23 protein-coding genes and 2 tRNA genes are annotated in these 24,348 nt (G+C 66.9%); 13 read left to right on the top strand and 12 right to left on the bottom strand.

What is annotated here, in order from left to right:
• Window positions 1-69: 69 nt before the first annotated feature.
• Together L8F97_RS00710 and L8F97_RS00705 are read right to left on the bottom strand one after the other, a co-directional pair.
• Complete coding sequence (locus tag L8F97_RS00710; protein WP_242146085.1) at window positions 70-1,329, bottom strand: pyridoxal-dependent decarboxylase, exosortase A system-associated; 1,260 nt, start codon at window positions 1,327-1,329, stop codon at window positions 70-72.
• Window positions 1,326-2,831 (bottom strand): AMP-binding protein, encoded by a 1,506-nt coding sequence (locus L8F97_RS00705; RefSeq protein WP_242146084.1) that lies wholly within the window; start codon window positions 2,829-2,831, stop codon window positions 1,326-1,328. Before L8F97_RS00705 ends, L8F97_RS00710 begins: the two co-directional genes overlap by 4 nt.
• 100 nt (window positions 2,832-2,931) lie before the next feature.
• On the opposite strand from L8F97_RS00705, the gene L8F97_RS00700 reads away from it, so the two are divergent.
• The 3 genes from L8F97_RS00700 (at window position 2,932) to L8F97_RS00690 (ending at window position 4,760) form a co-directional block, all read left to right on the top strand.
• Entirely contained in the window at window positions 2,932-3,219 is a 288-nt protein-coding gene (locus tag L8F97_RS00700) for an acyl carrier protein (protein ID WP_242146083.1), read from the top strand.
• 72 nt (window positions 3,220-3,291) lie between these two features.
• On the top strand, window positions 3,292-3,999 hold the full coding sequence (locus tag L8F97_RS00695; protein WP_242146082.1) for a hypothetical protein: 708 nt from the start codon (window positions 3,292-3,294) through the stop codon (window positions 3,997-3,999).
• Window positions 3,987-4,760, top strand: a complete 774-nt coding sequence (locus tag L8F97_RS00690) for a hydrolase 1, exosortase A system-associated (RefSeq protein WP_242146081.1) — start codon at window positions 3,987-3,989, stop codon at window positions 4,758-4,760. The genes L8F97_RS00695 and L8F97_RS00690 overlap by 13 nt, the downstream gene beginning before the upstream one ends.
• Before the next feature lie 39 nt (window positions 4,761-4,799).
• Here the strand turns inward: L8F97_RS00690 and trxB are convergent, their stop codons facing one another.
• Complete coding sequence (gene trxB / locus L8F97_RS00685) at window positions 4,800-5,765, bottom strand: thioredoxin-disulfide reductase (RefSeq protein WP_242146080.1); 966 nt, start codon at window positions 5,763-5,765, stop codon at window positions 4,800-4,802.
• Between the two features lie 278 nt (window positions 5,766-6,043).
• Between trxB and L8F97_RS00680 the strand changes: the two genes are divergently transcribed.
• Window positions 6,044-6,586, top strand: coding sequence for a molybdenum cofactor guanylyltransferase (locus L8F97_RS00680; protein ID WP_242146079.1), 543 nt, complete (start codon window positions 6,044-6,046; stop codon window positions 6,584-6,586).
• A complete protein-coding gene (gene fdhD, locus L8F97_RS00675) occupies window positions 6,583-7,377 on the top strand; it encodes a formate dehydrogenase accessory sulfurtransferase FdhD (protein ID WP_242146078.1) in 795 nt (264 codons plus the stop codon). Before L8F97_RS00680 ends, fdhD begins: the two co-directional genes overlap by 4 nt.
• 7 nt (window positions 7,378-7,384) lie before the next feature.
• Here fdhD and L8F97_RS00670 read toward each other — a convergent pair.
• From L8F97_RS00670 to L8F97_RS00655, 4 genes are all read right to left on the bottom strand, one after another.
• A tRNA-Met gene (locus L8F97_RS00670) sits at window positions 7,385-7,461 on the bottom strand.
• Window positions 7,462-7,504: 43 nt separating this feature from the next.
• Entirely contained in the window at window positions 7,505-8,014 is a 510-nt protein-coding gene (locus L8F97_RS00665) for a 2'-5' RNA ligase family protein (protein WP_242146077.1), read from the bottom strand.
• Window positions 8,011-9,930 (bottom strand): potassium transporter Kup, encoded by a 1,920-nt coding sequence (locus L8F97_RS00660; protein WP_409928998.1) that lies wholly within the window; start codon window positions 9,928-9,930, stop codon window positions 8,011-8,013. The genes L8F97_RS00665 and L8F97_RS00660 overlap by 4 nt, the downstream gene beginning before the upstream one ends.
• A gap of 153 nt (window positions 9,931-10,083) precedes the next feature.
• Window positions 10,084-10,986, bottom strand: a complete 903-nt coding sequence (locus tag L8F97_RS00655) for a histone deacetylase (protein WP_242146075.1) — start codon at window positions 10,984-10,986, stop codon at window positions 10,084-10,086.
• A gap of 128 nt (window positions 10,987-11,114) precedes the next feature.
• Between L8F97_RS00655 and L8F97_RS00650 the strand changes: the two genes are divergently transcribed.
• From L8F97_RS00650 to L8F97_RS00620, 7 genes are all read left to right on the top strand, one after another.
• The gene (locus tag L8F97_RS00650; RefSeq protein WP_242147062.1) at window positions 11,115-11,999 is read left to right on the top strand and encodes an alpha/beta hydrolase; all 885 of its coding nucleotides are present in this window, start codon (window positions 11,115-11,117) and stop codon (window positions 11,997-11,999) included.
• A 34-nt stretch (window positions 12,000-12,033) separates the two neighbouring features.
• A complete protein-coding gene (locus L8F97_RS00645) occupies window positions 12,034-12,522 on the top strand; it encodes an RNA pyrophosphohydrolase (RefSeq protein WP_242146074.1) in 489 nt (162 codons plus the stop codon).
• A gap of 70 nt (window positions 12,523-12,592) precedes the next feature.
• Window positions 12,593-13,531, top strand: coding sequence for a YdiY family protein (locus L8F97_RS00640; protein ID WP_242146073.1), 939 nt, complete (start codon window positions 12,593-12,595; stop codon window positions 13,529-13,531).
• 77 nt (window positions 13,532-13,608) lie between these two features.
• The gene (locus L8F97_RS00635) at window positions 13,609-14,817 is read left to right on the top strand and encodes a hydrolase (RefSeq protein ID WP_242146072.1); all 1,209 of its coding nucleotides are present in this window, start codon (window positions 13,609-13,611) and stop codon (window positions 14,815-14,817) included.
• On the top strand, window positions 14,814-15,830 hold the full coding sequence (locus tag L8F97_RS00630; RefSeq protein WP_242146071.1) for an arginine N-succinyltransferase: 1,017 nt from the start codon (window positions 14,814-14,816) through the stop codon (window positions 15,828-15,830). Before L8F97_RS00635 ends, L8F97_RS00630 begins: the two co-directional genes overlap by 4 nt.
• The gene (locus L8F97_RS00625) at window positions 15,830-17,083 is read left to right on the top strand and encodes an N-succinylarginine dihydrolase (RefSeq protein ID WP_242146070.1); all 1,254 of its coding nucleotides are present in this window, start codon (window positions 15,830-15,832) and stop codon (window positions 17,081-17,083) included. Before L8F97_RS00630 ends, L8F97_RS00625 begins: the two co-directional genes overlap by 1 nt.
• A gap of 65 nt (window positions 17,084-17,148) precedes the next feature.
• Window positions 17,149-17,370, top strand: a complete 222-nt coding sequence (locus L8F97_RS00620) for a hypothetical protein (RefSeq protein ID WP_242146069.1) — start codon at window positions 17,149-17,151, stop codon at window positions 17,368-17,370.
• A gap of 334 nt (window positions 17,371-17,704) precedes the next feature.
• Here L8F97_RS00620 and L8F97_RS00615 read toward each other — a convergent pair.
• A tRNA-Arg gene (locus L8F97_RS00615) sits at window positions 17,705-17,781 on the bottom strand.
• A gap of 82 nt (window positions 17,782-17,863) precedes the next feature.
• Here L8F97_RS00615 and L8F97_RS00610 point away from each other — a divergent pair.
• A complete protein-coding gene (locus L8F97_RS00610) occupies window positions 17,864-18,379 on the top strand; it encodes a hypothetical protein (RefSeq protein WP_242146068.1) in 516 nt (171 codons plus the stop codon).
• A gap of 18 nt (window positions 18,380-18,397) precedes the next feature.
• Here L8F97_RS00610 and L8F97_RS00605 read toward each other — a convergent pair whose 3' ends face one another.
• The 4 genes from L8F97_RS00605 to L8F97_RS00590 all read right to left on the bottom strand — a co-directional run bounded on the left by L8F97_RS00605 (window position 18,398) and on the right by L8F97_RS00590 (window position 24,307).
• A complete protein-coding gene (locus tag L8F97_RS00605) occupies window positions 18,398-18,928 on the bottom strand; it encodes a GNAT family N-acetyltransferase (protein ID WP_242146067.1) in 531 nt (176 codons plus the stop codon).
• Window positions 18,925-19,914, bottom strand: coding sequence for a porphobilinogen synthase (gene hemB / locus L8F97_RS00600; RefSeq protein WP_242146066.1), 990 nt, complete (start codon window positions 19,912-19,914; stop codon window positions 18,925-18,927). Before hemB ends, L8F97_RS00605 begins: the two co-directional genes overlap by 4 nt.
• 18 nt (window positions 19,915-19,932) lie before the next feature.
• Window positions 19,933-21,387: an MATE family efflux transporter gene (locus L8F97_RS00595; RefSeq protein ID WP_242146065.1), complete on the bottom strand. Its 1,455-nt coding sequence runs from the start codon at window positions 21,385-21,387 to the stop codon at window positions 19,933-19,935.
• A 193-nt stretch (window positions 21,388-21,580) separates the two neighbouring features.
• Window positions 21,581-24,307, bottom strand: coding sequence for a valine--tRNA ligase (locus tag L8F97_RS00590; protein WP_242146064.1), 2,727 nt, complete (start codon window positions 24,305-24,307; stop codon window positions 21,581-21,583).
• Between the last annotated feature and the right edge of the window lie 41 nt (window positions 24,308-24,348).

Genomic DNA, 24,348 nt, shown 5'->3' with positions numbered 1-24,348 from the left:
TCACCAAACTCCCTGCTGCTACATCCTGTACGCGTGTGTCTTGCGTGCAGGCTCGCGGCGATGGTCTGGCTATGCCTGTGGAGAGGTGAAGATTGCGTTAGGAACGTCCGGGACGCCCGCCAGGATTTCGCGCGGGGCCGCATGGCCGAGGAACCCGGCGGGGCTGGCCGACAGCCCGTACGCCCCCGCCATGAACACCGCGATGAGATCGCCCGGCCCAGCCCGCGCGATCCCCACCCGGTCGGCCAGCCGGTCGAGCGGCGTGCACAGCGGGCCCACCACGCTCGCAACCTCCCGTGACGTATCGGCGGCGGCAGTCGCCACGCCGACCGGATAGTTGCGGCGCACCACCGTGCCGAGGTTGCCGGTAGCGGCAAGCTGGTGGTTCATGCCGCCATCGGTAACGATGAAGGTCTCGCCCCGGCTCACCTTGCGATCGACCACGCGCGTCAGATACACGCCCGCCTCTCCGACCAGCCAGCGCCCGAGTTCGATCGCGAAACGCGCGCCCGCCAGCACCGCCGGCAGGTCCGCCAGCCGCGCGCATAGCGCCGCGCCGACGCTCTCGATATCGAGCGGCACCTCGCCCGGGAAGTACGGGATGCCGAACCCGCCGCCCAGATTGACCAGCGGCGGCGTAACGCCGACCTGCTCGCTAAGCCGGCCCGCCAGCGCCAGCGTCTCCGCCTGCGTTTCGATGATCGCACCCTCGTCGAGCGCCTGCGAGCCGGCGAAGATATGCCACCCGCGCCAATCCGCCCCCGCCTCGATCACCTCGCTCGCAACGGCAGCGGCGCGATCGGCGTCGATCCCAAACGGCGACGCGCGCCCGCCCATCCGCATCCCCGATCCGCGCAGCTCGATCTCCGGGTTCACCCGCACGGCAAGACGCGGCACGACGCCAAGCATATCACCGATCGCGATCGCCCGCGCCGCCTCGCCTTCGGATTCGAGGTTGATCGTCACGCCCGCGCGGATCGCCGCCTCGATCTCGTCGCGCCGCTTGCCCGGCCCGGCGAAGCTCACCGCCGCGCCCCATTTCAGCCCGGCGATCCGCGCCAGTTCCCCAGCCGAAGCAACATCGAAGCCATCGACCAGCGGCGCCATTGCCTCAAGCAGCGGCGCAAACGGATTGGCCTTGATCGCGTAATGCAGATCGACGTGCGGAAACGCCGCGCGAAACCGCCCGATCCGTCGCGCGATCGCGGCAAAATCATAGACGAACAGCGGCGTATCGCCAGCCGCCTCCGCCCACGCTTCCGCGCTGCGTCCTGCAATCGTCAGCGGCATGCCGGCATAGTCGGCAGGTATCGTTCCCATCGGCTTCATGCCGTCACCTCGCGGCGCAGCGTCGCGCGGTCAAGTTTGCCGTTGGCGTTGAGCGGGAGCGCCGCGCGCCATTCATAGCGCGCCGGTTGCATGAAGCTCGGCAACTCCCGCCGCAGCCGCTCGCGCAACGCTGCCTCCGCGCTGCCGGCATCGCCGACCGCCCGTGCCACCACAACGATCACCTGCCCGAGCCGGGCATCGGGCACGCCGATCGCCACCGCCTCGCCTGCCTCACCACCGCGCAGCACAGCATCCTCGATCTCGGTCGGGCTGATGCGGTTGCCCGCGCTTTTTATCATCTCGTCGTCACGCCCAACGAAGCGGAACAGCCCGTCCGCGCCCTCGAACACGGTATCGCCCGACCACACCGCCATCCCGCCGCTCGCCGTCCAATCCGGCGCGGGGCGGAAGCGTGCAGCGGTGCGCTCCGGGTCCTGCCAATATCCCTGCGCGACGAGCGGCCCGGCATGAACCAGCTCGCCCGGGGCATCCGGCGCGGCGCGCGACCCGTCGGCGGCTACCGCCATCACCTCTGCAAACGGGATCGCCCGACCGATCGCGTCCGGGTGCGCGTCGACCAGATCGGCCGCAAGATAGGTCGATCGGAACGCCTCGGTCAGTCCGTACATCGGATACAAATCTGCTTTGGGGAAGCGCGCGCGAAGCCCCGCGATGATCGGGCGGGTCAGCGCACCGCCCGAATTGGTCATCCGTCGCAGCCGCGCCGCCGTCTCCGCCGGCCACTCGGCGTCGAGCAACTGTACCCACAGCGGCGGTACCCCCGCCAGCGTCGTCGCCCCCGTCCGCTCGACCGCCTTCACCACATCGCGCGCGGTGAGGTAATCGAGCGGGGCGACGCTCGCCCCCGCCGCCCAGGTCGAAAGCAACTGGTTCTGACCGTAATCGAAGCTCAGCGGCAGCACGGCGAGCACGCGATCCTCCGGCGAGATCTTCAGATAATGCGCCACGCTGATCGCGCCCAGCCACAGGTTGGCGTGGGACAGCATCACCCCCTTGGGCTTGCCGGTAGACCCGGAGGTATAGAGGATCGCCGCCAGCGTACTCGGATCGGATTGCGATGGCGGCAGGACGTCATCGCCGACGATCTCCTCCTCCAGTACGATCCGGCAGCCCGGCGGCACGTCACCCGGCTCCAGCGTGGCGGCCCGCGCCGCTTGCGTAACCAGCACCGATGCGCCGCTATCGGCGAGGATGTGCGAGACCTGCCCGCGTTTCAGCACGGGATTGACCGGCACGTGCACCAATCCGCCACGCGGCACCGCGAGCGGCAGCACGCACGCGGTCACGGTCTTGGGCAGCCAACTCGCCACCCGGCTTCCCTTGTCCACCGCCTTGGCGAGCCACGCGGCGATTGCGCCGGTGCGCGCTTCCAAGTCGGCATAGCGAAGCGTCTCATCCCGTAAGGCGAGCGCCACCGCCCCCGCACTTCCAAGCGCAGGCAAAGTATCGATCGGACGTGGCACGGGATCGAGCGCGATCATCCACCCCTGATAGCCGAGCCTGCTGCGCTGTGAAGAGGTTGCGGCTCGCGCGACCCTTGGCAGACGGCCTGGCTTTCTCTAACCCGCCTGCAAAAGCAGGATGACGGGGCGTACAGTGCTGCCAAATGATACTTACATTGTCGAAACCACCGTGCGCGGCGTGTTGCGGGATGTGTTGGGACTGAGCGAAGCGCGCGCCGCCGAACTGCGCAGCGAGACGCCGCTGTTCGGCGCGATGCCGGAACTGGATTCGATGGCGGTGGCGGGCGTGCTGACGGAAATGGAGGAGCGGCTCGGCATCCTGATCGACGACGACGAGGTCGATGGCGAGATGCTCGAGACGTTCGGTGCGCTGGTGCGCTTTGCGACGGACAAGGTGCCGCAGTGACGGTGGCGCGGACGCGGGCGCGCTAGCGGCGGTGGCCGTGGTCTCCCGCCCACTCCCGCGCACGCGCGCCCGGTGATCGACCACTACGAATGGCGCGGCGGCCGCGAGGCGATGCTGCGCTTCGGCCCCGATACGGGTCCGCTGGCGATCATCGCAATGCCGCTGTTCGAGGAGGCCAACCGCCTGCGCGCATTCGCGGTCAGCCTGTGCCGGGCGCTTGCCGCGCGCGGGATTGCCAGTGCGCTGCCCGACCTGCCGGGCCAAGGTGAAAGCCTGTTGCCCACCGAAGCGGCCCGGTTCGAAGATTGGCGCGCCGCCTTCGCCGCCGTCGTCGTACACGTGGGTCGCAGCGGGCACGGCATAGCGCTGCGCAGCGGCGCGGCCGTGGATGTCGAGGCGGCGCTGGTGAGCCGCTGGCGACTTGCGCCGATCGCAGGCGCGGCGGTGTTGGCCGAGCTGCGGCGCGCGACGACAAACGGCGCGCGGGCGCGGGGCGAGACAGTCGCGGTGAAGATCGACGCAGACACCGACGCGCCGATGCTCCTCGCCGGCAACCGCATTGCGCTGCCGCTGTTCGGTGCGCTTGCGGACGATGATGCGGTGGCGGCGACCATCGGCGTGCCGCTGCGCACGCTCCGGCTGGCGAGCGACCCGCTGCCTGCGGATCGCAAGGTTGAAGGCGCGCCGTTGTGGCGGCGGGCGGAACCGGGCAACGACCTGGCGCTTGCCGCGCTACTCGCAGACGACATTGCCGAATGGATCACGCGATGCGGCGGCTGATCGCCTTTGCCTGTGCGGGCGAGCGATTGCTCGGCACGCTGGATGAGGCCAGCGGCGAAACCGGCCTGCTGATCGTCTCCGGCGGCAATGAGGTGCGCAGTGGCGCGCATCGGGGTATGGCTATGCTAGCCCAGCGTTTGGCGAAGGCGGGGGTGCCGGTTTTCCGATTTGACCGGCGCGGCGTAGGCGATTCCAGTGGCGAGAACAGCGGCTTTCTGAGTGCCGCGCCCGACATCGCAGCGGCGGCGGCAACCTTTACGGCGGAGACCGGCCTGCGCCGGCTGGTGGCATTCGGCAACTGCGATGCAGCGACCGCGCTGGCGCTGTTCGGCGAGTGTGCGGGCATCGACCGGCTTATCCTCGCCAATCCCTGGGTGATAGAAGGCGGTGGCGATCTGCCGCCCGCCGCCGCGATTCGGGCACGTTACGCGGCCGCGCTACGTACGCCGAAGGAGTGGCTACGGCTCGCTACCGGAGGGGTAAGCCTAGGCAAAGTCGCGAAAGGCTTGCGCAAAGTTGCGCAAGCCCCCGCGCCCGAAGAAGGGGCTTTGGCTGTTCGACTGATCACCGCGCTGCATGGCTGGGGGACGCGCAGCACCATCCTGCTGGCACACGGCGATGCGACCGCGATCGCGTACAGGCACGCGATCAAGGATGCCGGGCTGATCGCGCCGGTCGCGTTACTGGACAGCGTGTCGCACAGCTTCGCTCTGCCGGGCGACGATGATTGGCTGCTGGAGCAGATCCTCGCGGCATTGTGATGTTTGCCGCCACCCTATGCGCGGCAGCGAAGCGGCGCTTTACTCTGCCGCTTCGGCCAGCTTGAAATCCTGCTCCGCCAGGAAGCGCTCGGCGTCGAGCGCGGCCATGCAGCCGCTGCCCGCCGCCGTCACCGCCTGGCGGTAATGCTTGTCCATCACGTCGCCGCAGGCGAACACGCCGGGGACGTTGGTCTTGGTCGTGCCAGTCTCGACCGTGATGTAATGATCCTCGTCGAGCGCGATGTGGCCACGGAACAGCTCGGTCGCCGGGTGATGGCCGATCGCGACGAAGCCGCCATCGGTATCGAGCCGCGACAGCTCGCCCGTCACCGTATCGCGCAACTGGAGTGCGACGAGTCCCGCCGTGCCGCCGCCGTCGACGAACTCGGCGACTTCCTTGTTCCACAACACGGTCACGCCCTTGTGCGCGAACAGCCGCTCCTGAAGGATCTTCTCCGCGCGGAAGTGGTCACGGCGGTGGATGATCGTCACGTCGGGCGAGTGGTTGGTGAGGTACAACGCCTCTTCGACCGCGGTGTTGCCGCCGCCGATCACCGCGACCTTCTTGCCGCGGTAGAAGAAGCCGTCGCAGGTCGCGCAGGCGCTGACGCCCTTACCCTTCAGCGCCTCCTCGCTGTCGAGGCCGAGCCACTTGGCCTGCGCGCCGGTGGCGATGACGAGCGTGTCGCCCTCGTACACATCGCCGCCGTCACCGATCAGGCGGAACGGGCGCTGCGACACGTCGACTTCGACCACGGTATCGTACATCAGCCGGGTGCCGACATGCTCGGCCTGCTTCTGCATCTGCTCCATCAGCCACGGGCCCTGGATGACGTCCGCGAAGCCGGGGTAGTTCTCGACATCGGTGGTGGTCATCAACTGGCCACCGGGCTGGATGCCCTGAACGAGGATCGGTTTCATGCCGGCACGCGCGCCGTAGATGGCGGCGGTGAGGCCGGCCGGGCCGGAGCCGAGGATCAACATGCGGGTGGTATGGGTGGTCATGAACGGCTTCCAGCTTGGGCTTTGCGGGCGATGCTATTGAGGCAAGCGCCGGGGATTGCAACATGGGTGTCGTGGGGCGCCAGCGCAAACCGGGGCGGGCGAGGATTGGGTTTGTGGAAATGAGGCTGAGCTTCGGCGTTCAGCACCGCGCCCGTTTACCCGCATACCATAACTCAACCCGGCCTTTGCCGAGAAAGGGATACGTTGCCGCCGGGCTTGGTTGACGACAAGCGCGCCACGATCGCTACAACGTACGGGCACAGCAAGGGCCAGCATTGATGACATATCCCACCCTTCTCGGCGCGATCATCGCCGGTGGCGCGTCGAGCCGCTTCGGCAGCGACAAGGCGCTGGCGCTGCTCGGCGGGCAAGCGTTGATCGCACATGCGCAGGCGGCGCTAGAGCCGTTCGTCGGCGCGATGGTGGTGTGCGGGCGGCCCTGGGGCGGATTGCCGATGCTCGCCGATGTGCCGGTGGCGGGGCTTGGCCCGCTCGGCGGGATCGCCGCCGCGCTCGGCCATGCCCGCGCCGAGGGCTTCGACCATGTGCTGACGATCGGGTGCGACATGCCGGAGGTGCCGGATGCGCTACTCGACACCCTGATCGCCGCCGCGCCGGCCTATTGCGCGGATGCGCCGATCCTGGGCTGCTGGCCGGTTGCGGCGGCGGATGGGCTGGCGGCGCGGTTGGGCGGATACACGACCGGTGTGAAGGACGGCGCGCTGTCGATCCGCCGCTGGGCCGAATCGATCGCGGCGACGGCGGTGCCCGCGCCCGGCCCTTTACGCAACGTCAATACGCCGGCGGACCTGCCGGCATGACCGCGCGCACCGAAACCGTGCTCGTGCTCAGCCGCAACGGCGCCCACACGGCAAGCCGGGAGATTGCGGTGGAGACCCCGATCGCGATCGAGATCAACGGCATCGGCTATGCGGTGCTGATGGCGACGCCGGACGCGCTCGCCGATCTCGCCACCGGCTTCCTGCTCACCGAACGGCTGATCGATTCGATCGCCGACCTGCTCGATCTCGATCTGTTCGAGACACCCTCCGGCTGGATCGTCCGCGCTACCCTCGCCGAGCGGTGCGCGGGCCGCATCCACGACCGCGTGCGGCATCGCACCAGCGAGACGGCGTGCGGGCTGTGCGGCGTGTCGGGGCTGGAACAGGTGGTCCGTCCGGTCGCGCGGCCCGCTCCCGCCCCGCATACCGCCGTCGCCGCGTTATTCGCCGCGCTAGAGGCGATCCGCGCGCATCAACCGCTCACCGCCCGCACCGGCGCGCTGCACGCCGCCGCCTGGTGCGACGACGCGGGCATGGTGCGGGTGGCACGCGAGGATGTCGGGCGGCACAACGCGCTCGACAAGCTGATCGGTGCGTGTGCGGGGGAGGATATCGCCGCGGGGTTCCTGCTCGTCACCTCGCGGATCAGCTTCGAGATGGTCGACAAGGCGCTGGTGGCGGGCGCGGCGCTGCTGGTCGGCATCTCCGCGCCGACCGCGCTGGCGGTGGATCGTGCGCGAGCGCACGGGCTCAGCCTCATCGCGCTGGCGCGGCGGGATACGATGCTGGTGCTGAACGATCCGCATCGGGCCTTCGCGGCGCGGATGTAGGTCCGAATGGTAGCGAAGGAGGGACTTGAACCCCCGACCCCAGGATTATGATTCCCGTGCTCTAACCAGCTGAGCTACTTCGCCCTGCCATTCGGAGGCGCGCCTATATGTGCCGGAAACCGCGCGGTCAAGTGAACATGTGACGAGATAGCGGTTCCCATGGCCCGCCACGGTAATACCAGCTCGCCAGACCGGCGATCGCCACGGTGCGCGGGCGGAAATCCGCCTCCAGCGTGTGCAGCAGCGCCTTCGCCTGTGCGGGCGGCACCTTGTTCTGGATGGTGACGTGCGGACGCCAGCCGGCCTTGTCCTGCGGCATCAGCAGGGCTGCGAACGCATCGGCAAGACCGGCGCGAATCGCCGTCAGCGCCGGGCTCTCGATGCGGAACGCGACGCCGCCGCCGAGCGACATCAAGCCACCGACTCGCGCGTCCGGCGCCGGCACGCCGCGCGTTTCGGCCGATAGACGCTGCTTCAGCTCCGCCGCGATAGCAGGCGGCAGATGGTGGAACATCGTCAGATGCGCGGCAAGTTGGTTGCGCTCGGGCGGGAAGTGCTGCCGGCGCAGGTCGTCGAAGAACGCCGCATCGGTCTTGCCGAACAGCGCCGTGACGATGATTGGCGCAGGCTCGGTCAAATCTCCAGCTGACTGCCGAGTTCGACGACGCGGTTGGTCGGCAGACGAAAGAACTCCATCGCGCTTTCGGCATTACGTAACAGCCACGCGAACAACTTCTCGCGCCAGATCATCATGCCCGGGCGTGACGATGGCAGCAGTGTCTGCCGGGCGAGGAAGAAGCTCGTGTCCATCATGCGGAACTCAGCGCCGCAGCGATGCACGTTGGCCAGCGCGACCGGCACGTCCGGCTCCTCGATAAAGCCATACTTCAGCACCATGCGGTGAAAGCCGTGGTCGAGATCCTCGAGGTAGCAGCGCTGCCCTTCCGCCACATACGGCTCATCGACGATCTTCACCGTCAGCAGCACGATACGCTCGTGCAGCACCTTGTTGTGCTTGAGGTTATGGAGCAGCGCGTGCGGCACACCTTCCGGCGTGGAGGTCATGAACACGGCCGTGCCGGGCACGCGCGTGGCGGCACTGGCGGCGGACTGGATGAACACCTTGATCGGCATCGCCCCCTCCCGCATCCGCGCGATCATCAACTGACGGCCCTTCGACCAGGTCGTCAGGATCGTAAAGATGATGAAGCCGGCGAGCAGCGGGAACCAGCCGCCCGACACGATCTTGGTGAGGTTGGCCGTGAAGTACGCGCCATCCACCAGGAAGAACACCGCCAGCAGTGGCGCCGCCGCCCAGACCGACCAGTTCCACAACCGCCTCAACACCACCACCAGCAGGCAGGTGTCGATCAGCATCGCACCCGTAACCGCGATACCGTAGGCGGCGGTGAGGTTCGACGAACTGCGGAAGAACGCAACCAGCAGCAGTACCATGGTCAGCAGCAGCCAGTTGATGAGCGGGATGTAGATCTGCCCCGCCGTCTGCGCATTGGTGTGTTCGATGCGCAGGCGCGGCATGAAACCGAGCTGGATCGCCTGCTGGGTGACGGAGAACGCGCCGGAGATTACCGCCTGGCTGGCGATCATCGCCGCCGCCGTCGCGATCAGCACGAGCGGGAGTTCCCAGCCGGCCGGGGCGAGTTTGTAGAATGGGCTCTCCAACGCGCCCGCGTCACGGAACAGCAGCGCACCCTGCCCCATATAGTTGAGCATCAGCGCCGGCAGCACGAAGAACATCCACGACACGCGGATCGGGTTGCGCCCGAAATGCCCCATGTCGGCATAGAGCGCCTCCGCGCCCGTCACCGCCAGCACGACCGAACCCAGCGCGAGAAACGCACGCAGCGGATCGTGAACGAAGAACAAGGCAGCGTAATGCGGCGACAATGCCCAAAGCACGCCCGGCGTCTTGACGATGCTGGCGATGCCGAGCGCGGCGATCACCACGAAATACAGCAGCATCACGGGTCCGAAGAACAGGCCGATCTTGGCAGTGCCCTTGGATTGGATGACGAACAGCGCGATGATGATGAGCCCGGACAGCGGCAGCACCAGATGCGACAGGCTCGGCTGCGCGACGGCGAGCCCCTCGACCGCGCCGAGCACGGTAACGGCCGGCGTTATCATGCTGTCGCCGTAGAACAGCGCGGTCGCGAACACGCCGAGCAGCACGATACCGCGTGACCAGCGGATCTGCTTTACGCGGCCCGAGATCAGCGCGAGCAGGGCGAGACTGCCGCCTTCGCCCTTGTTGTCGGCGCGCATGATGATGGTGACGTACTGGATCGTTACGACCAGCAGCATCGACCAGAAAATCAGGCTGCAAACACCCATGATGTGGAACGCGTCCACGTCGAGCTTGTGGTGTCCGGCGAACGTCTCTCGAAACGCGTAGAGCGGACTTGTGCCGATGTCGCCGAACACAACCCCGATCGCGCCGAGCGCGAGCTTTGGAAGCCCCTCACCACCATGCGCGGCGTGGCCGGACGTCGTGGAATCGACTCCAGCAGGCGCGGGATCGGCCGCGCTGATCAGGTTTGTGCTCACGGGAGGGCTATTCTTGCCCGGAAATCAACGATGTATGTCATATGCAGACCGAATGCGCCCCTGTGATCCACAGCGGCAGGCCACTAGCATGGCGCCAATGCCCTCGCAATCCAACATGTGGGGATGTGCCGGAACGGATCAAGTACTCGCAAACGCGCGTCCCAGCGTGAGGATCGCCGCGACATGGCGCGCGGCGATCGCGGCGGTATCCGCGCCGTAGCCGCCACCGACCGTGCTGGCGAGCGGGATGCCGCGTGCGATCGCGAGATCCGCAACCAAACGGTCGCGCGCGATCAGTCCAGGTTCGGTCAGCGCGAGGCGGCCCAACCGATCGCCGCCAAACGGATCGACCCCGGCCTGATAGAGGATCAACCCAGGCCGCACGCTGTCGAGCATGGGCGCAAGGCTGTCCGCCAGCGCGGTGAGATACGCGTCGTCGCCGGTGCCATCGGCGAGCGGCACGTCGAGCGTTGACCGCGCCTTGCGGACGGGAAAGTTCTTCTCCGCATGGATCGAATAGGTGGCGATCTCGGGCCGTCCCGCGCACAGTGAGGCGGTGCCGTCGCCCTGATGCACGTCGCAATCGACCACGATCACCCGCTCGACAGTGCCCTCCTCCACCAGTCGCACCGCCGCCACCGCGAGGTCATTAAGCACGCAATAGCCGGCACCAGTGCCGGCCAACGCGTGGTGGCTGCCGCCGGCGGTGTTGGCGGCGAAGCCGTGCTCAAGCGCGAGCTGGCCTGCGAGCCACGTACCCCCGACGACCCGTTGCGAGCGTTCGGCGACACCCTCGCTTACCGCGAAGCCAATGCGGCGCTCCTTGTCGGGCGGCACACGTGCCTCCAGTACCTCGGCGACGTAATCCGCGTCATGCACCGCCTCCAGCCAGACGCGCGGGATGCGGTCGGGTTCGTGCCAGACGATCTCCTCCCCCTCGGCACGCAGCAAATCGCGGACGAGGCCGTTCTTGCTGAGCTGACTGGGGCTGCGCACATGCGCGGCCGAAACGTAGGCGGAATGATGGACGATATGGATCACTCGGCCTAGGTAAGGTCGCGGCGGCCCGACCGCAAAGCACCGGCTGATGAGGCTATGCCGTGGAAGTGTTCGTCCGACCCGATGTGCGTGCCTTCCTCGCCTTCCTGAACGCGGCACCCGGTCCGCGCATGCACCAAATGGACACCGCGCAGGCGCGGCAATCGCTGCGCGCGATCAAGGATATCGCCGATCTGCCGCTGGGACCGCTCGGCGCGATCATCGACGTCTCCATACCCGGCCCGGCCGGCGATCTGCCGGCGCGGCTGTTCGACGCGCGGGCAGCGCGAGATGCCGGGCCGATGGTGGTGTTCTTCCACGGCGGCGGGTTCGTGATCGGTGATCTCGACACGCACGCCAGTTTTTGCGCGGAGATGGCGCGGGCGCTCGACCTGCCGGTGCTTGCCGTCGATTACCGGCTCGCGCCCGAGCACCCGTGGCCCTCCGCTCCGCAAGATTGCGTCGCGGCGGCGCATTGGGCGGCAAGCGCTCCGCAGGGTCTGCCGCGAACCGTCACCAGCCTCGTGCTGTGCGGCGACAGCGCGGGCGGCAATCTTGCCATCGTCACCGCCATGGCGCTGCGCGATACGCCTGCTGCCGTGCCTGTGATTGGCCACTTGCTATTCTACCCGGCGACGGACGGCACGCGCGATTATCCCAGCCTGATCGACTTCGAAAGCGGCTATCTGCTCGACCGGGCAAGTCTCGCATGGTTCCGGGACGCCTACCGCGCCGACCAGCATGACCTGCGCGCCTCCCCGCTCGCCGGCGTGTCTGGCGGCATGCCGCCGGCGGTTATTCTCACCGCCGGGCTCGATCCGATCCGTGACCAAGGCCGCGCCTATGCCGCCGCGCTGCCACAAGCGGGCGTGCCGGTGACGTTCCGCGAGGCGGCCGGGATGGTACACGGCTTCGTCACGCTACGCCAGGCGCTTCCCTCTGCGGTAGCGGACTGCGCCGGCGCATTCGCGGCGGCAAAGACAATGATTGCGGAACACACAAGCCCCCGAGCATAAAGACGGCTGACTTTTCCACGACAGCGGGCGCACCATGACCGACACGACCGATATCTATTCGCTGCCCTATCGCCCCTGCGCCGGGCTGATGATCCTCAACCGCGACGGCAAGGTGTTCGTCGGCCAACGCAAGGACGCCAGCATTGAGGCATGGCAGATGCCGCAGGGCGGGATCGATCCCGGTGAGGATGCCGAAACCGCCGCTTTACGCGAACTGGGCGAGGAAACCGGCATCACCCCCGACAAGGTTTCGCTGATCGCGATCGGCCCTCGCGAACTAAGCTACGACCTCCCACCCGATCTCGTCGGCAAGGTTTGGAAGGGCAAATGGCGCGGGCAGCGGCAACGCTGGTTCCTGTACCGGTTCCACGGTGAGGACAGCGACGTGAACATCGCCACCGAACATGAAGAGTTCATCGCCTGGCGCTGGATCGACCCTGCCGATCTGCCGGTGCTGATCGTGCCGTTTAAGAAGGCGTTGTACGAAGAGATTCTGGAGATGTTCGCCGGGCATCTCGGCTGATGCGGCAAGCGGACCCGACGCTACGACGGCCTGATTTTCGCCACAGCGTGGCGGATGCTAAAGCGCGCCGATGCTTCCTCCGGTGATCCTCATCGCGGCGCCCGTTCCGGAGCCGTCGCCAGCCCCGGCGACTGCCCCGTCCACTGCCTCTCCCTCGACGGCGAAAAACGAGCAGCCTATCCCGCCGCAGTTGAAGGCGATGCTCGATGCGGCTATCGCGTCGGGCAACGAGAACGACATCACCATCATTTCGAAATACGCGTCGAACGCGGCACCCGAGGCGGCGAAAACGATCAAGGCCTCCGTAGATGGCTGGCGCAAGGCGCGTGAGGCGAAGCGGGTCGAGACGATCGTCGAGGCCGGGCCGCTCGACCTGTGGAAAGGCAGCGTGCAGCTTGGCGGCTACGCGACCACGGGTAACACCAACGACCTCGGCGTGAGCGCGGCGGTGAAGCTCAGCCGCGAGACGTTGCGGTGGAAGCACACCGTAAACGTCGCGGTCGACTACAAGCAGAGCAGCGGCGTCATCAGCCGCGAGCACTATCTCGCGTCGTACGAGCCGAACTACAAGTTTTCGGAGCGCGGCTATATCTACGGCACCGGCAGTTACGAGAGCGACCGGTTCCTCGGCTATTACGACCGCTATGCGACGTCGGTCGGTGCCGGCTATGGCGTCGTGCGCGCGTCCAACGTCAAACTCGATCTCGAAGTCGGGCCAGCATATCGGCGCACGTCGTTCACCGATGAAACGGAGGAGAACAGCTTCGCCGCGCGCGGATCGATGGATTTCAACCTGAAGCTCAACCGCGCGATTTCGATCACGCAGGCGGCATCGGCCTATCTCCAGCGGATCAACAGCACGGTGAGCAGCACGACCGCAATCAACGCCAAGCTGTTCGGGCCGTTGTCGGCGAAACTCTCTTACGCGGTACAGTATGAAAGCACGCCACCGGAAGGTCGCGTGAATACGGATACGTCGAGCACCGCGTCGATCGTGTACAGTTTCTGATCGCGGTAGTTGCTCCGCCTGCCTTCTCCGATCTGGAGCGGGTGGAGTAACGCCTGAACCCGCGCTAGGCTGGCGCGATGAACACCCTTTCCACCCCGGAGCAAGCGGCAATCGCCCGGATCGGCGAGACGCCGATGCTTGCATTGACCGAGCGTTGGGCGGCGATCAACTCCGGCACGCGCAATCTCACTGGCCTCGCAGCGGTGGCGGGTGAACTCGCCGATGCGTTCGCCGTGCTGCCGGGCACGCTGGTGCTTGCCGACCCCGCGCCTGCCGAGACAGTGCTGGCGGACGGCAGCGTCGCGGCGCTCGATCACGGGAGGCACCTGCATCTGGCGGTGCGGCCCGACGCACCGGTGCAGATGCTGCTGACCGGGCATATGGACACGGTGTTTCCGGCCGATCACCCGTTCCAGACCTTGCGCTGGCAGGACGATGGCAGCCTCAACGGCCCCGGCGTGGCCGACATGAAGGGCGGCCTTGCGGTGATGCTGGCAGCGCTGTCCGCGATCGAGACTACCCCGCTGGCCGCGCGGATCGGCTACGAGGTGGTGATCGGATCAGATGAGGAAACCGGCTCGTTTTCCTCCGCGCCGCTGATCGCACGCGCCGCACGCGGCAAAGTGGCGGCGCTGACCTACGAACCGGCGCTGCCCGACGGTACGCTGGCGGGTGCGCGCGGCGGCACCGGCAATTTCTCGATCGTGGTACGCGGACGCAGCGCACATGCGGGGCGCAACCCCGACGATGGTCGAAACGCCATCCTCGCCGCTGCCGCAGTGGCGCTCAGGCTGGCGGAGGCACGCTCACCGCGCCTGTCGGTGAACCCGGCGCGGATCGAAGGCGGCGGCCCGAACAACGTGGTGCCTGATCTTGCCATCCTGCGCGTCAACTTTCGTCCGGCCGATCTTGGCGAGATCGACCGCGCGCGGGTCCATATCGAGGCCACCGTCAGCGCCACCGCAGCGGCGCACGAGGTCACGATCAGCGTACACGGCGGCTTCAATCGCCCGCCCAAGCCGATCGACGCGAGCGCGGCGCGGCTGTTCGGTGTCGTCAAGCAGGCCGGTGCCGACCTTGGCCTCGACATCACCTGGCGCGACACCGGCGGCGTGTGCGACGGCAACAATATCGCTGCATGCGGCGTACCTGTCGTGGATACGATGGGCGTGCGCGGCGGCGCGATCCATTCCGACCGGGAATTCCTCATTCCCGACAGCCTGCCCGAGCGCGCCGCGCTGTCGGCGCTCACCATCTTGCGCATTGTCGAGAAAGGAAGCCTGTGAGTTTTCGCATCCGCGCCGCGCGCGACGAGGATCTTCAACCGCTCTACGAGATGGCGAAGCTGACCGGCGGCGGCTTTACCAACCTGCCGCCCGACCGACGCTCGCTCAAGGCGAAGCTCGACAAGAGTCACGCCGCCTTCGCCAGCAACGGCGGCACCCTGGCCGACGAACTGTTCGTGCTGGTGCTGGAAAACACCGCCACCGGCGAGGTGCGCGGCACCTGCCAGATCTTCACGCATGTCGGCCAGCATTACCCGTTCTACAGCTACCGGATGGGCACGCTGACCCAGCACAGCAAGGAGCTTGGCCGCACCTTCCGCGCCGACCAGTTGAGCCTCACCACCGATCTGGAGGGGTGTAGCGAGGTCGGCGGGCTGTTCCTGCACCCAGGCGAGCGCGCCGGTGGTCTGGGTATGCTGCTCGCCCGCAGCCGCTACATGTTCATTGCGCAGCACCGCGCGCGCTTTGCCGATCGCATCCTCGCCGAGTTGCGCGGCGTGATCGATGAGGCGGGCGGCTCGCCATTCTGGGACGGGCTGGCGGGGCGGTTCTTCGGCATGAATTTTCAGGATGCCGACCAGTTCAATGCGATCCACGGCCACCAGTTCATTGCCGACCTGTTTCCCAAACACCCGATCTACGTCGCAATGCTGCCCGAACAGGCCCGCGCGGCGATTGGCCTGCCCCATCCCTCCGGCCGCGCGGCGATGCGGATGCTCGAGATGGAGGGCTTCGCCTTCGACAAATACGTCGACATCTTCGACGGCGGCCCAACCATGACCGCGCCGACCGACAAGGTGAAGACGATCGCCAACGCCCGCCCCGCCCGCCTGCTCACGGTCGACGACGATGGCGGCCAGGCCGCGCTGGTCGCGTGCGGGCGCTTGGGTGACTTCTGCTGCGCTTACGGCAAGGTGCGTGCCGCCGGCGACGGGGTGGTGATCGATCGGGACTGTGCGACGGGTCTCGGTGCGATCGACGGTGACGATCTCGCCTGGGTGGCGCGCTACTGATGCTGACGGAAATCAACTTCGACGGGCTGATCGGCCCGAGCCACAATTTCGCTGGGCTCAGTCCCGGCAACCTTGCCGCGACGGCAAGCGCCGGTACGCCGTCTCACCCGCGCAAGGCCGCGCTGGAGGGGATCGCGAAAATGCGCGCGAACCTCGCACTCGGGCTGACGCAAGGCGTGTTCGTGCCGCTTGCGCGCCCGGATCATCGCTGGCTGGCGAGTTTGTCGGTCGATTTTACAACCGCTGCGCCGCATCTACAGGCGCAGGCGCTGTCCGCCTCGGCGATGTGGGCGGCCAATGCCGCGACCGTTTCTCCCGCCCCCGACACGGCGGACGGCAAGTGTCACCTCTCCGCCGCCAATCTGGTGACGATGCCGCATCGCAGCCACGAATGGCCGGGCACGCTCGCACAGTTGCGCCTCGCTTTCGCAGACCCTGCCTTCGTGGTGCACGGGCCGGTGCCCGCTCCGTTCGGGGACGAGGGTGCCGCCAATCACATGCGTCTGTGCGCGCACCACGGCGCACCCGGTGTCGAAGTGTTCGTCTACGGCGTGCCCGGCGGCCCATACCCCGCGCGCCAGCATCCGGAAGCGAGCGCGGCGGTGGCGCGCGCGCATGGGCTCACGCCCGAGCGAACGCTGTTCGTACAGCAATCCGACGAGGCGATCGCGGCCGGCGCCTTCCACAATGACGTGGTGGCGGTCGCGAACGAGCGCGTGCTCTTCACCCACGAACATGCCTTCGCCGACCGCGCCGGCTTCTACGCGAATTTGCGCGCACGTCTGCCGGAGGTCGAGATCGTCGAAGTGCCTGCCGCCGAGGTGAGCCTTGCCGATGCGATCTCATCCTACCTGTTCAACGCGCAACTTGTAACGCCACCGGAAGGGGGCATGACGCTGATCGTCCCGCGTGAGGCGGTCAGCAACCTGACGGTGCGCGCGTACCTGCGCGCGATGCTGGCGGGCAACGGCCCGATCCGGCGTGTTGCGGTGGTGGATGTGCGGCAGTCGATGGCGAACGGCGGCGGACCGGCCTGCCTACGGCTGCGCGTGGTCGCTGATCCGGCGACGGTGGACCCGCGCTTTCTGGTCGACACCGCGCGGCTCGATCTGATTGAGCGCATCGTCACGCAGCATTGGCCCGAGGAGATCGGCCACGATGCGATCGGCGACCCGACGCTGATGGCGGCGATCGAAGCTGCGCGGCGCGCGTTGCTGGAGGGGCTCGACCTTGTCGAGTTAATTGACACGTAACCATGTTCGTTAAGCCCAAGCCACGCGAATCTGCGACTGGCCCGGGCTTTGCTTAAGATCATGGCATGTTGCACAAAATCTCCCGCCTGTTCGTCATCAAGAACAAGTTCGAGGCTTTCATGGTCATCTACGGCCTTGGCCTTGGTTCGGTCGAGCGCGGCGTGCACTACGTCGAGCAATATCACGGCAGCGTCGGCGGCTGGATGCTGTTCGCGGTCTGCCCGGTGGCGGTGTTCATGGCAGGCGCACGCATCCTCGACTCGGTCGAGCGTAACGACTGGCGGTAACTGCTGCCGATCGGTGCTGAGGTGCTGTCTCGTTATGCCTGACCGCTCGGCATCGTCGCACTGACCCTCCTTGCACTCCCCACCAGAGCTTGGTCAGATGATGCCAAGGATCCGCGACGGCACAGCTTCGAGGATTGCGAGATCAAGCCGTTGCAGTTCCGCGTACGGATCGAAGCCGAGGGCGCTGTCGTCCTACTTCCGTCATCGATGATGACGCCGAGCACAAGTGCGTGCTGAAGATGGTCGACGATGACTTGCGCGGGCAGGCCGCGCTGACCGGCGGCATGGACACTCGGCGGCGCGTGACGCGCCGCCGAAATCATCAAGAAAGAAGTGGTGCACCCGGAGCGATTCGAACGCCCGACCCTCAGATTCGTAGTCTGATGCTCTATCCAGCTGAGCTACGGGTGCGCTGGGAGGTCGCCTTTACGACCGCTTTTTGGGTCGCGCAAGTGCGTTGCGCGATTCTTTTGTGGAGAATACAGCAAGCGCCATGAAAAATCGTCTCGTGCTCTCCGCTTCGATGCTGTCGGCCGCCCTACTGTCGACCGGTTGCGTCGAGCAGCGCGTATCGCGCTATCCCTCGCTGCAACCGCGCCCGATCGAACGGCGCAGCAATGCCGAGCCGGTCGCCGCGGCGTCGGCTTCGGCGGTACCGGACCCGAGCCTCGATGCGACGCTCGTTACCTATGCCAAGACACTCGCCACCACCGACACCGGCTTTACGCCCGCCGCCGACGCGGCGGAACGGGCGGTGCGCGCGGCGCGCGGCGATACGCCGGGTGGCGAGCGCTGGATCACGGCGCAGACCGCGCTCGCCAAGCTTGACAGCTTTCGCGCGGCGACGTCGAGCGCTGTAACCGACCTCGATGAACTGGCGATCGGCCGCGCGCGTGACGCAAAGCCGCCCTACCCCGCGCTCGAAGCCCTGCACGCCCGCGGCGAGGCGCAGCTTACCGCAGAGGTCAACCGGATCGCAGCAATCCAGGCGATGCTGCCCGGCAAGTAACGCACCGGTGCGGTGCGGTCAGGGCCGCTCGAATGCGTAAGTGACCGTCGCGCGGCGCGGGTCATCCGCGGCAAACTTGGGATGCTCGAAGTCGAGCGCTGCGGTGTGGGTCATGCCAAGCCGGACCATCAAAGCACGGCTGGCGGCATTCTGCGCGGCGGTGATCGCGACGATGCGCGGTGCGTCGTGGTTGGCCCACCCCCAAGCGAGGCTCGCCGCCGCCGCTTCGTGCCCGAAACCGCGCCGCCAGTGATCGGCTGCCAGCATCCAGCCGACTTCGAGTTCGCCCGCGATAGGCGTGTCTTCGGCACCGGGCTTCAGCCCGCAAAAGCCGATTACCGCGCCATCTTCCTTGCGTAGCGTCGTCCAGAAGCCAACGCCGTGGGTGGCACGGTACGCTTCGTGCCGAGCGATGGTCTCTGCGCTCTCCGCCGGCGACTTGACCGGGGCAAGATCCGCCATGACGCGGGGATCGCTCCACATCGCGTGCAGAGCCGCCGTATCGCCCGGTTGCGGCGGGCGCAGGATCAGGCGGGCGGTTTCGATCATCCGCCAAGCAGCCGCGCCGCGTGCAGCGCGTGATAGGTCAGCACGCCCGAACAACCGGCACGCTTGAACGCCATGAGCGTCTCCAGCACCACCGCATCGCGCTCCGCCACGCCCGCCGCGACCGCCGCCTCGATCATCGCATACTCGCCGGATACCTGATAGGCGAACACCGGAACCTGAAACTCGGTTTTCACGCGCATGATGATGTCGAGATACGGCAGGCCGGGCTTGACCATCACGCTGTCCGCACCCTCGGCGAGATCGAGCGCGACCTCGCGCAACGCCTCCTCGGCATTGGCCGAGTCCATCTGATAGGTCTTCTTGTCACCTTTCAGCAGCCCGCGCGAGCCGACCGCATCGCGGAACGGCCCGTAAAAGCCGCTCGCGTATTTCGCGGCATACGACATGATCTGCACGTTGACGCGCCCCTCGCCCTCCAGCGCATCGCGGATCTGGCCGATGCGACCGTCCATCATGTCGGACGGCGCGATGATGTCCGCCCCCGCCGCCGCCTGGTTGAGCGCCTGCGCGACCAGCATCTCGGCGGTGGTGTCGTTAACCACATAGCCGGCATCATCGACCAGCCCGTCATGGCCGTGCGCGGTATAGGGGTCGAGTGCAACATCGGTCAGCACGCCGACCTCGGGCACCGCATCCTTCAGCGCGCGGGTTGCGCGGCACATCAGATTGTCGGGGTTGAGCGCCTCGCGGCCATCCTCGCTGCGCAGATGCGGCGGCGTGTTGGGAAAGAGCGCAATGCAGGCGATCCCCGCGTCCCGGGCCTCTTTCGCGCGCGCGACGATGCCGTCGATCGACCAGCGCGATACACCCGGCAGCGTCGCGATCGGCTCCTCGACGCCCTCCCCTTCGGCGATGAACAGCGGCCATATCAGGTCGGCGGGGGTCAGCACCGTCTCGGCATGGAGGCGGCGGCTCCACGCGGTCGAGCGGGTGCGGCGGAGGCGAAGTGCAGGATAGTGGCTCATGCCCGCCCAGATGCGCCCTCAGCCGCTCGGGTGCAACCGCCCGGCCGGTTCGGAGGTCGCACGGACGCTTTCCTTCGCGGTTTCGCCATGCTCGGGCACCGCCATCATCTGCGACCGCCAGCCGCCACGCAGGAAGTACCAGGCGGCCAGAGCCAGCGACACCACCGAACTGAGCGGAAACGCCCACCACAAAGCATCCGCGCCGAGCAACGGCCGTCCCAGCGAGGCGATGCCGATACGGAACGGGATCAGCGAGACGATCAGGATCAGCAGCGGCGCCAGCGTCGCGCCATTCGCCCGCACCGTAGCGAACAGTACCATCGTCGCGCCGAACAGCAGGAACGTCCAGCTCGCGATCAGCTGAATATGCCGCGCGATCGGGATCGCCGGGCTGGTACTGGCGACGAACAGGCTCATCACCGGCCGGTCAAACAGGATGATCGCGGCGATCACCACCAAAGTGATGATCGAATTGTAGACGATGCCGGACCGCGTGATCCGGCTCACCCGATCCCACAACCCCGCGCCGATGTTCTGCGCGACCATGCTGCTCACCGCCGCGCCGATCGCCATTGCCGGCATCTGAATGTAGTTCCACAGCTGTTGCGAGACCGCATAGGCGGCCGCCGTCTCCACCCCCTGCCGGTTGACCAGCCCAATCATGGTGAGACCCGACACCGACATCACCAGCATCTGCGCCGCCATCGGCACGCCCTTGGTCACGATGATCCGCACCAGCGCGAGGTCGGGGATGAGATAGCGCAACTCGGCACCTCGCAGCCGGATCGGCAGATCCCGCGCGTAGACGTAGACGACGAGGCCAACCGCCGACACCGCCGACGCAATCAGTGTTGCGGTCGCCGCGCCGGCGATGCCCATCTGCGGGAACGGCCCGATACCGCGAATCAGCAGCGGGTTGAGCCCCGCGTCGATGCAGGCGCTCAGCACCATGAACCACATCGGCGTGATCGCGTCGCCTGTGCCGCGCAACCCCATCTGGATCAGCAGGCCGAGCATCGACAGCGGTAGCCCCAAGAAGATCACGCGCAGGTAGATCAGCGCCATCGCCTGCGCATCGCCCGGCGTCGCCATCACGTGCAGAATTTCGGGCGCGAACACGTAGCCGAGCGTGGCAACCACAAAGGCCGCGATCACGACCAGCCCCACCGCCGACCCGAACGCCCGCCGCGCCGCCTCGACGTCGTGCCGCCCCATCGACTGCCCGACCAGGATCGACGCGGCCATGCCGAAGCCGAACACCGCGCCGAAGGTGAGGAACATCACGATCGTCGCGTTGGACGTCGCCGCCAGCGCGCTTTCACCGAGGAAGCGCCCGACCCAGATCGAGTTGATCGACCCATTCAGCGTTTGCAGGATGTTCGATGCGAGTGTCGGCAACGCGAAGGCGAGCAGCGTCCAGCCGATCGGCCCGGTCGTCAGGTCCCGGCCCCGTCCGTTCGGTGGTTGTGCCAAGCGTGCATCCCCTCGTTCTTCAAGCTCGTGGATAGGCGGGCGCGGGGACCGGGGATAGAGGGCGCGGCGAAAAGTCCGGCCCGTGGCATGCGTCCTGCCGCCCGCTCCGTTCGTTTCGAGCGACAAGCCGCACATGCGCCGCAAAGCGTCTAGACATCGCTCGACCGGAACGGGTGGTAGCGGTGGGCGCGACTTACCCGAGCCGCGCCAGCGCCGCGCCGAGCCGCTCCGCGTCGGCCGCTTTCTCGGCATGGTCCGCGCGCGCCTTCTCGACCGCCTCTGGCTTGGCACGCTCGACGAAGCTCGCATTGCCAAGCCGTCCGGCCAGCGCATCCCGCTCCTTCTCCGCCGCCGCAATGCCCTTGGTGAGCCGCGCGCGTTCGGCATCAAGGTCGATCACGCCGGCAAGCGGCAGGACAAAGGTCGCTTCGTCGATCACCACCTGTGCCGCACCACCGGCGGGCGCTTCACCCTCGGCCACGTCAATCCGTGCGAGCCGGGCAATCACCGCCTGCTGCCGCGCGATCCGCGCCTGTGTCTCCGCGCCCGCATCGCGGACGTGGAACGGCATCCGCGTACCCGGCGGGATGTTGAGTTCGGTCCGCGCCGCGCGCACTTCGCTCACCAGCCGGATCAGCCAGTCGATCTCGCGCCGCGCCTCCGGATCGATCGCGCGCGCATCCGCCATCGGCCAGTGCGCGACGATCAGTTCGCTCTCACGGGCGCCGGTCTTCGACCACAACTCCTCAGTGATGAACGGCATAAACGGGTGAAGCAGCACGAGGATCTGATCGAGCACCCAGCCCGCCACCGCGCGCGTTTCATCCGCCTCCGCACCGCTCGCGGGCGCGTCCATCTGGCCGAGCAGCGGCTTGATGAGTTCGATGTACCAGTCGCAGAACCGGCTCCATGCGAACTGATAAATCGCGTTGGCCGCGCCGTCGAAGCGATAGTCCGCAAGCGCGAGATCGACCGCCTGTACCGTTTCGATCGTCTCGGCGATGATCCATTTGTTGACTGCGAGGACAGCGGCGGGGGCCTCCAGCGCGGTGCTCGCAACGATCCCGTTCGCCTGGCAGAAGCGTGCGGCGTTCCACAGCTTGGTCGCGAAGTTGCGATAGCCCTCGACGCGCTTCTCATCCATCTTGATGTCGCGGCCCTGGCTTTCCATCGCCGCCATGAAGAAGCGCAGCGCATCCGCGCCGTAGCGGTCGATCAGCCCGAGCGGATTGACGACATTGCCCTTCGATTTCGACATCTTCTGCCCGTCCGCCGCCCGGACCAGGCCGTGCAGGTAGAGTGTCTTGAACGGCACATCCTTCATGAAGTGCAGCCCTTGCATCATCATGCGGGCGTTCCAGAAGAACAGAATGTCGAAGCCGGAGATCAGCACGTCATTAGGGTAGCGACCGTGGAGCGTCGGGTTCGTGTCGTCCGGCCAGCCCATCGTCGCGAACGGCCACAGCGCTGAAGAAAACCATGTGTCGAGAACATCGGAATCTTGCGTTAGTGTAACGCCCTCCGGCGCCCGAGCGCGTGCTTCCGCTTCGGTTAGCGCAACATAGACCTTGCCGTCATCGCCGAACCAAGCCGGGATGCGGTGCCCCCACCACAATTGACGAGACACACACCACGGCTGAATATTCTCCATCCAGTTGAAGAACGTCTTTTCCCAACTCTTCGGCACGATCCTGATCGCGCCCGAGCGCACCGCCTCGATCGCGGGCTTCGCCAGCGTCGCAGCATCGACATACCATTGGTCGGTCAGCCACGGCTCGATCACCACGCCCGAGCGGTCGCCATACGGCGTCTGGATCGTACGCGGTTCGAAATCGTGCTCGGCATCCTCCTTGTCGAGGTGCGTGACGAGCAGGCCGAGCGCCTTCATCCGCGCCACCACCAGTTCACGCGCGCCGTCGACCTTGTCCTTGCGGAAGCGGTGCAGCCCGATGAACTCCGCCGGCACAAGGCCATCCGCGGTCTGCACCACGTTGGCGGCGGCATCGAGCATGTTGAGCATGTCGCGCGCCTCGATGCCGGCGCGCTTGCCGACCTCGAAATCGTTGAAATCATGCCCCGGCGTGATCTTGACCGCGCCGGACCCCAGTTCGGGATCGGCATGATCGTCCGCGACGATCGGAATGCGCCGCCCGGTGATCGGCTGCTCGATGAACTTGCCGATCACGCTGGCATAACGTTCGTCCGACGCGTTCACCGCCACCGCCATATCGGCGAGCATCGTCTCGGGCCGGGTCGTCGCGACGACGATATGGTCGCGCCCATCCGCGAGGCGAACGCCATCGGCGAGCGGATAGCGAAAATGCCAGAACCCGCCCTTGATCTCGCGCGTCTCGACCTCAAGATCGGAGATCGCGGTGCCGAGGCCGGGGTCCCAGTTCACCAGCCGCTTGTCGCGGTACAGCAAGCCCTCCTTGTGAAGATCGACGAACACCTTGAGGACGGCCTTGGAAAAGCCCTCGTCCATGGTGAAGCGCTCATTCTTCCAGTCCATCGAACAGCCGAGCCGCCGCAACTGCTGCGTGATCTCGCCGCCGCTCTCTGCCTTCCAGTCCCACACCTTGGCGACGAAATCCTCGCGAGCAAAATCGGTGCGCTTCTGGCCGTGCTGTGCCATCTGCCGCTCGACCACCATCTGCGTGGCGATGCCGGCGTGGTCGGTGCCGACCACCCACAAAGCATCCTTGCCCTTCAACCGGGCGTGCCGCGCGAGAATATCCTGCAACGTGTTGTCGAGCGCATGGCCGATGTGGAGCGAGCCGGTCACGTTGGGCGGCGGGTTGACGATCGTCCACGGCTCGGCACCGGGGCGATCGGGGCGGAACAGGCCGTTCGCCTCCCAATGCGCATACCAGCGCTGCTCGATTTCGGCGGGGTCGAAGGTTTTGGGAAGTTCGCTCATGCCCCGCGTTTACCGCCGCACGAGCAAATGAAAAGGGCGGC

Origin of the sequence: Sphingomonas sp. BAUL-RG-20F-R05-02, assembly GCF_022662305.1 — a bacterium.
Taxonomy (GTDB): Bacteria; Pseudomonadota; Alphaproteobacteria; order Sphingomonadales; family Sphingomonadaceae; genus Sphingomonas.
Note: the sequence above shows the minus strand (reverse complement) of the source record. Positions and strands in the feature narration are given on the sequence as shown.

What these genes read in the sequence shown, in the direction of transcription:
- L8F97_RS00710 (WP_242146085.1), bottom strand. Translation starts at nt 1,329, where the DNA reads ATGAAGCCGATGGGAACGATACCTGCCGACTATGCCGGCATGCCGCTG.
- L8F97_RS00705 (WP_242146084.1), bottom strand. Translation starts at nt 2,831, where the DNA reads ATGATCGCGCTCGATCCCGTGCCACGTCCGATCGATACTTTGCCTGCG.
- L8F97_RS00700 (WP_242146083.1), top strand. Translation starts at nt 2,932, where the DNA reads ATGACGGGGCGTACAGTGCTGCCAAATGATACTTACATTGTCGAAACC.
- L8F97_RS00690 (WP_242146081.1), top strand. Translation starts at nt 3,987, where the DNA reads ATGCGGCGGCTGATCGCCTTTGCCTGTGCGGGCGAGCGATTGCTCGGC.
- trxB (WP_242146080.1), bottom strand. Translation starts at nt 5,765, where the DNA reads ATGACCACCCATACCACCCGCATGTTGATCCTCGGCTCCGGCCCGGCC.
- L8F97_RS00680 (WP_242146079.1), top strand. Translation starts at nt 6,044, where the DNA reads ATGACATATCCCACCCTTCTCGGCGCGATCATCGCCGGTGGCGCGTCG.
- fdhD (WP_242146078.1), top strand. Translation starts at nt 6,583, where the DNA reads ATGACCGCGCGCACCGAAACCGTGCTCGTGCTCAGCCGCAACGGCGCC.
- L8F97_RS00650 (WP_242147062.1), top strand. Translation starts at nt 11,115, where the DNA reads ATGCACCAAATGGACACCGCGCAGGCGCGGCAATCGCTGCGCGCGATC.
- L8F97_RS00645 (WP_242146074.1), top strand. Translation starts at nt 12,034, where the DNA reads ATGACCGACACGACCGATATCTATTCGCTGCCCTATCGCCCCTGCGCC.
- L8F97_RS00640 (WP_242146073.1), top strand. Translation starts at nt 12,593, where the DNA reads ATGCTTCCTCCGGTGATCCTCATCGCGGCGCCCGTTCCGGAGCCGTCG.
- L8F97_RS00635 (WP_242146072.1), top strand. Translation starts at nt 13,609, where the DNA reads ATGAACACCCTTTCCACCCCGGAGCAAGCGGCAATCGCCCGGATCGGC.
- L8F97_RS00625 (WP_242146070.1), top strand. Translation starts at nt 15,830, where the DNA reads ATGCTGACGGAAATCAACTTCGACGGGCTGATCGGCCCGAGCCACAAT.
- L8F97_RS00620 (WP_242146069.1), top strand. Translation starts at nt 17,149, where the DNA reads ATGTTGCACAAAATCTCCCGCCTGTTCGTCATCAAGAACAAGTTCGAG.
- L8F97_RS00610 (WP_242146068.1), top strand. Translation starts at nt 17,864, where the DNA reads ATGAAAAATCGTCTCGTGCTCTCCGCTTCGATGCTGTCGGCCGCCCTA.
- L8F97_RS00605 (WP_242146067.1), bottom strand. Translation starts at nt 18,928, where the DNA reads ATGATCGAAACCGCCCGCCTGATCCTGCGCCCGCCGCAACCGGGCGAT.
- hemB (WP_242146066.1), bottom strand. Translation starts at nt 19,914, where the DNA reads ATGAGCCACTATCCTGCACTTCGCCTCCGCCGCACCCGCTCGACCGCG.
- L8F97_RS00590 (WP_242146064.1), bottom strand. Translation starts at nt 24,307, where the DNA reads ATGAGCGAACTTCCCAAAACCTTCGACCCCGCCGAAATCGAGCAGCGC.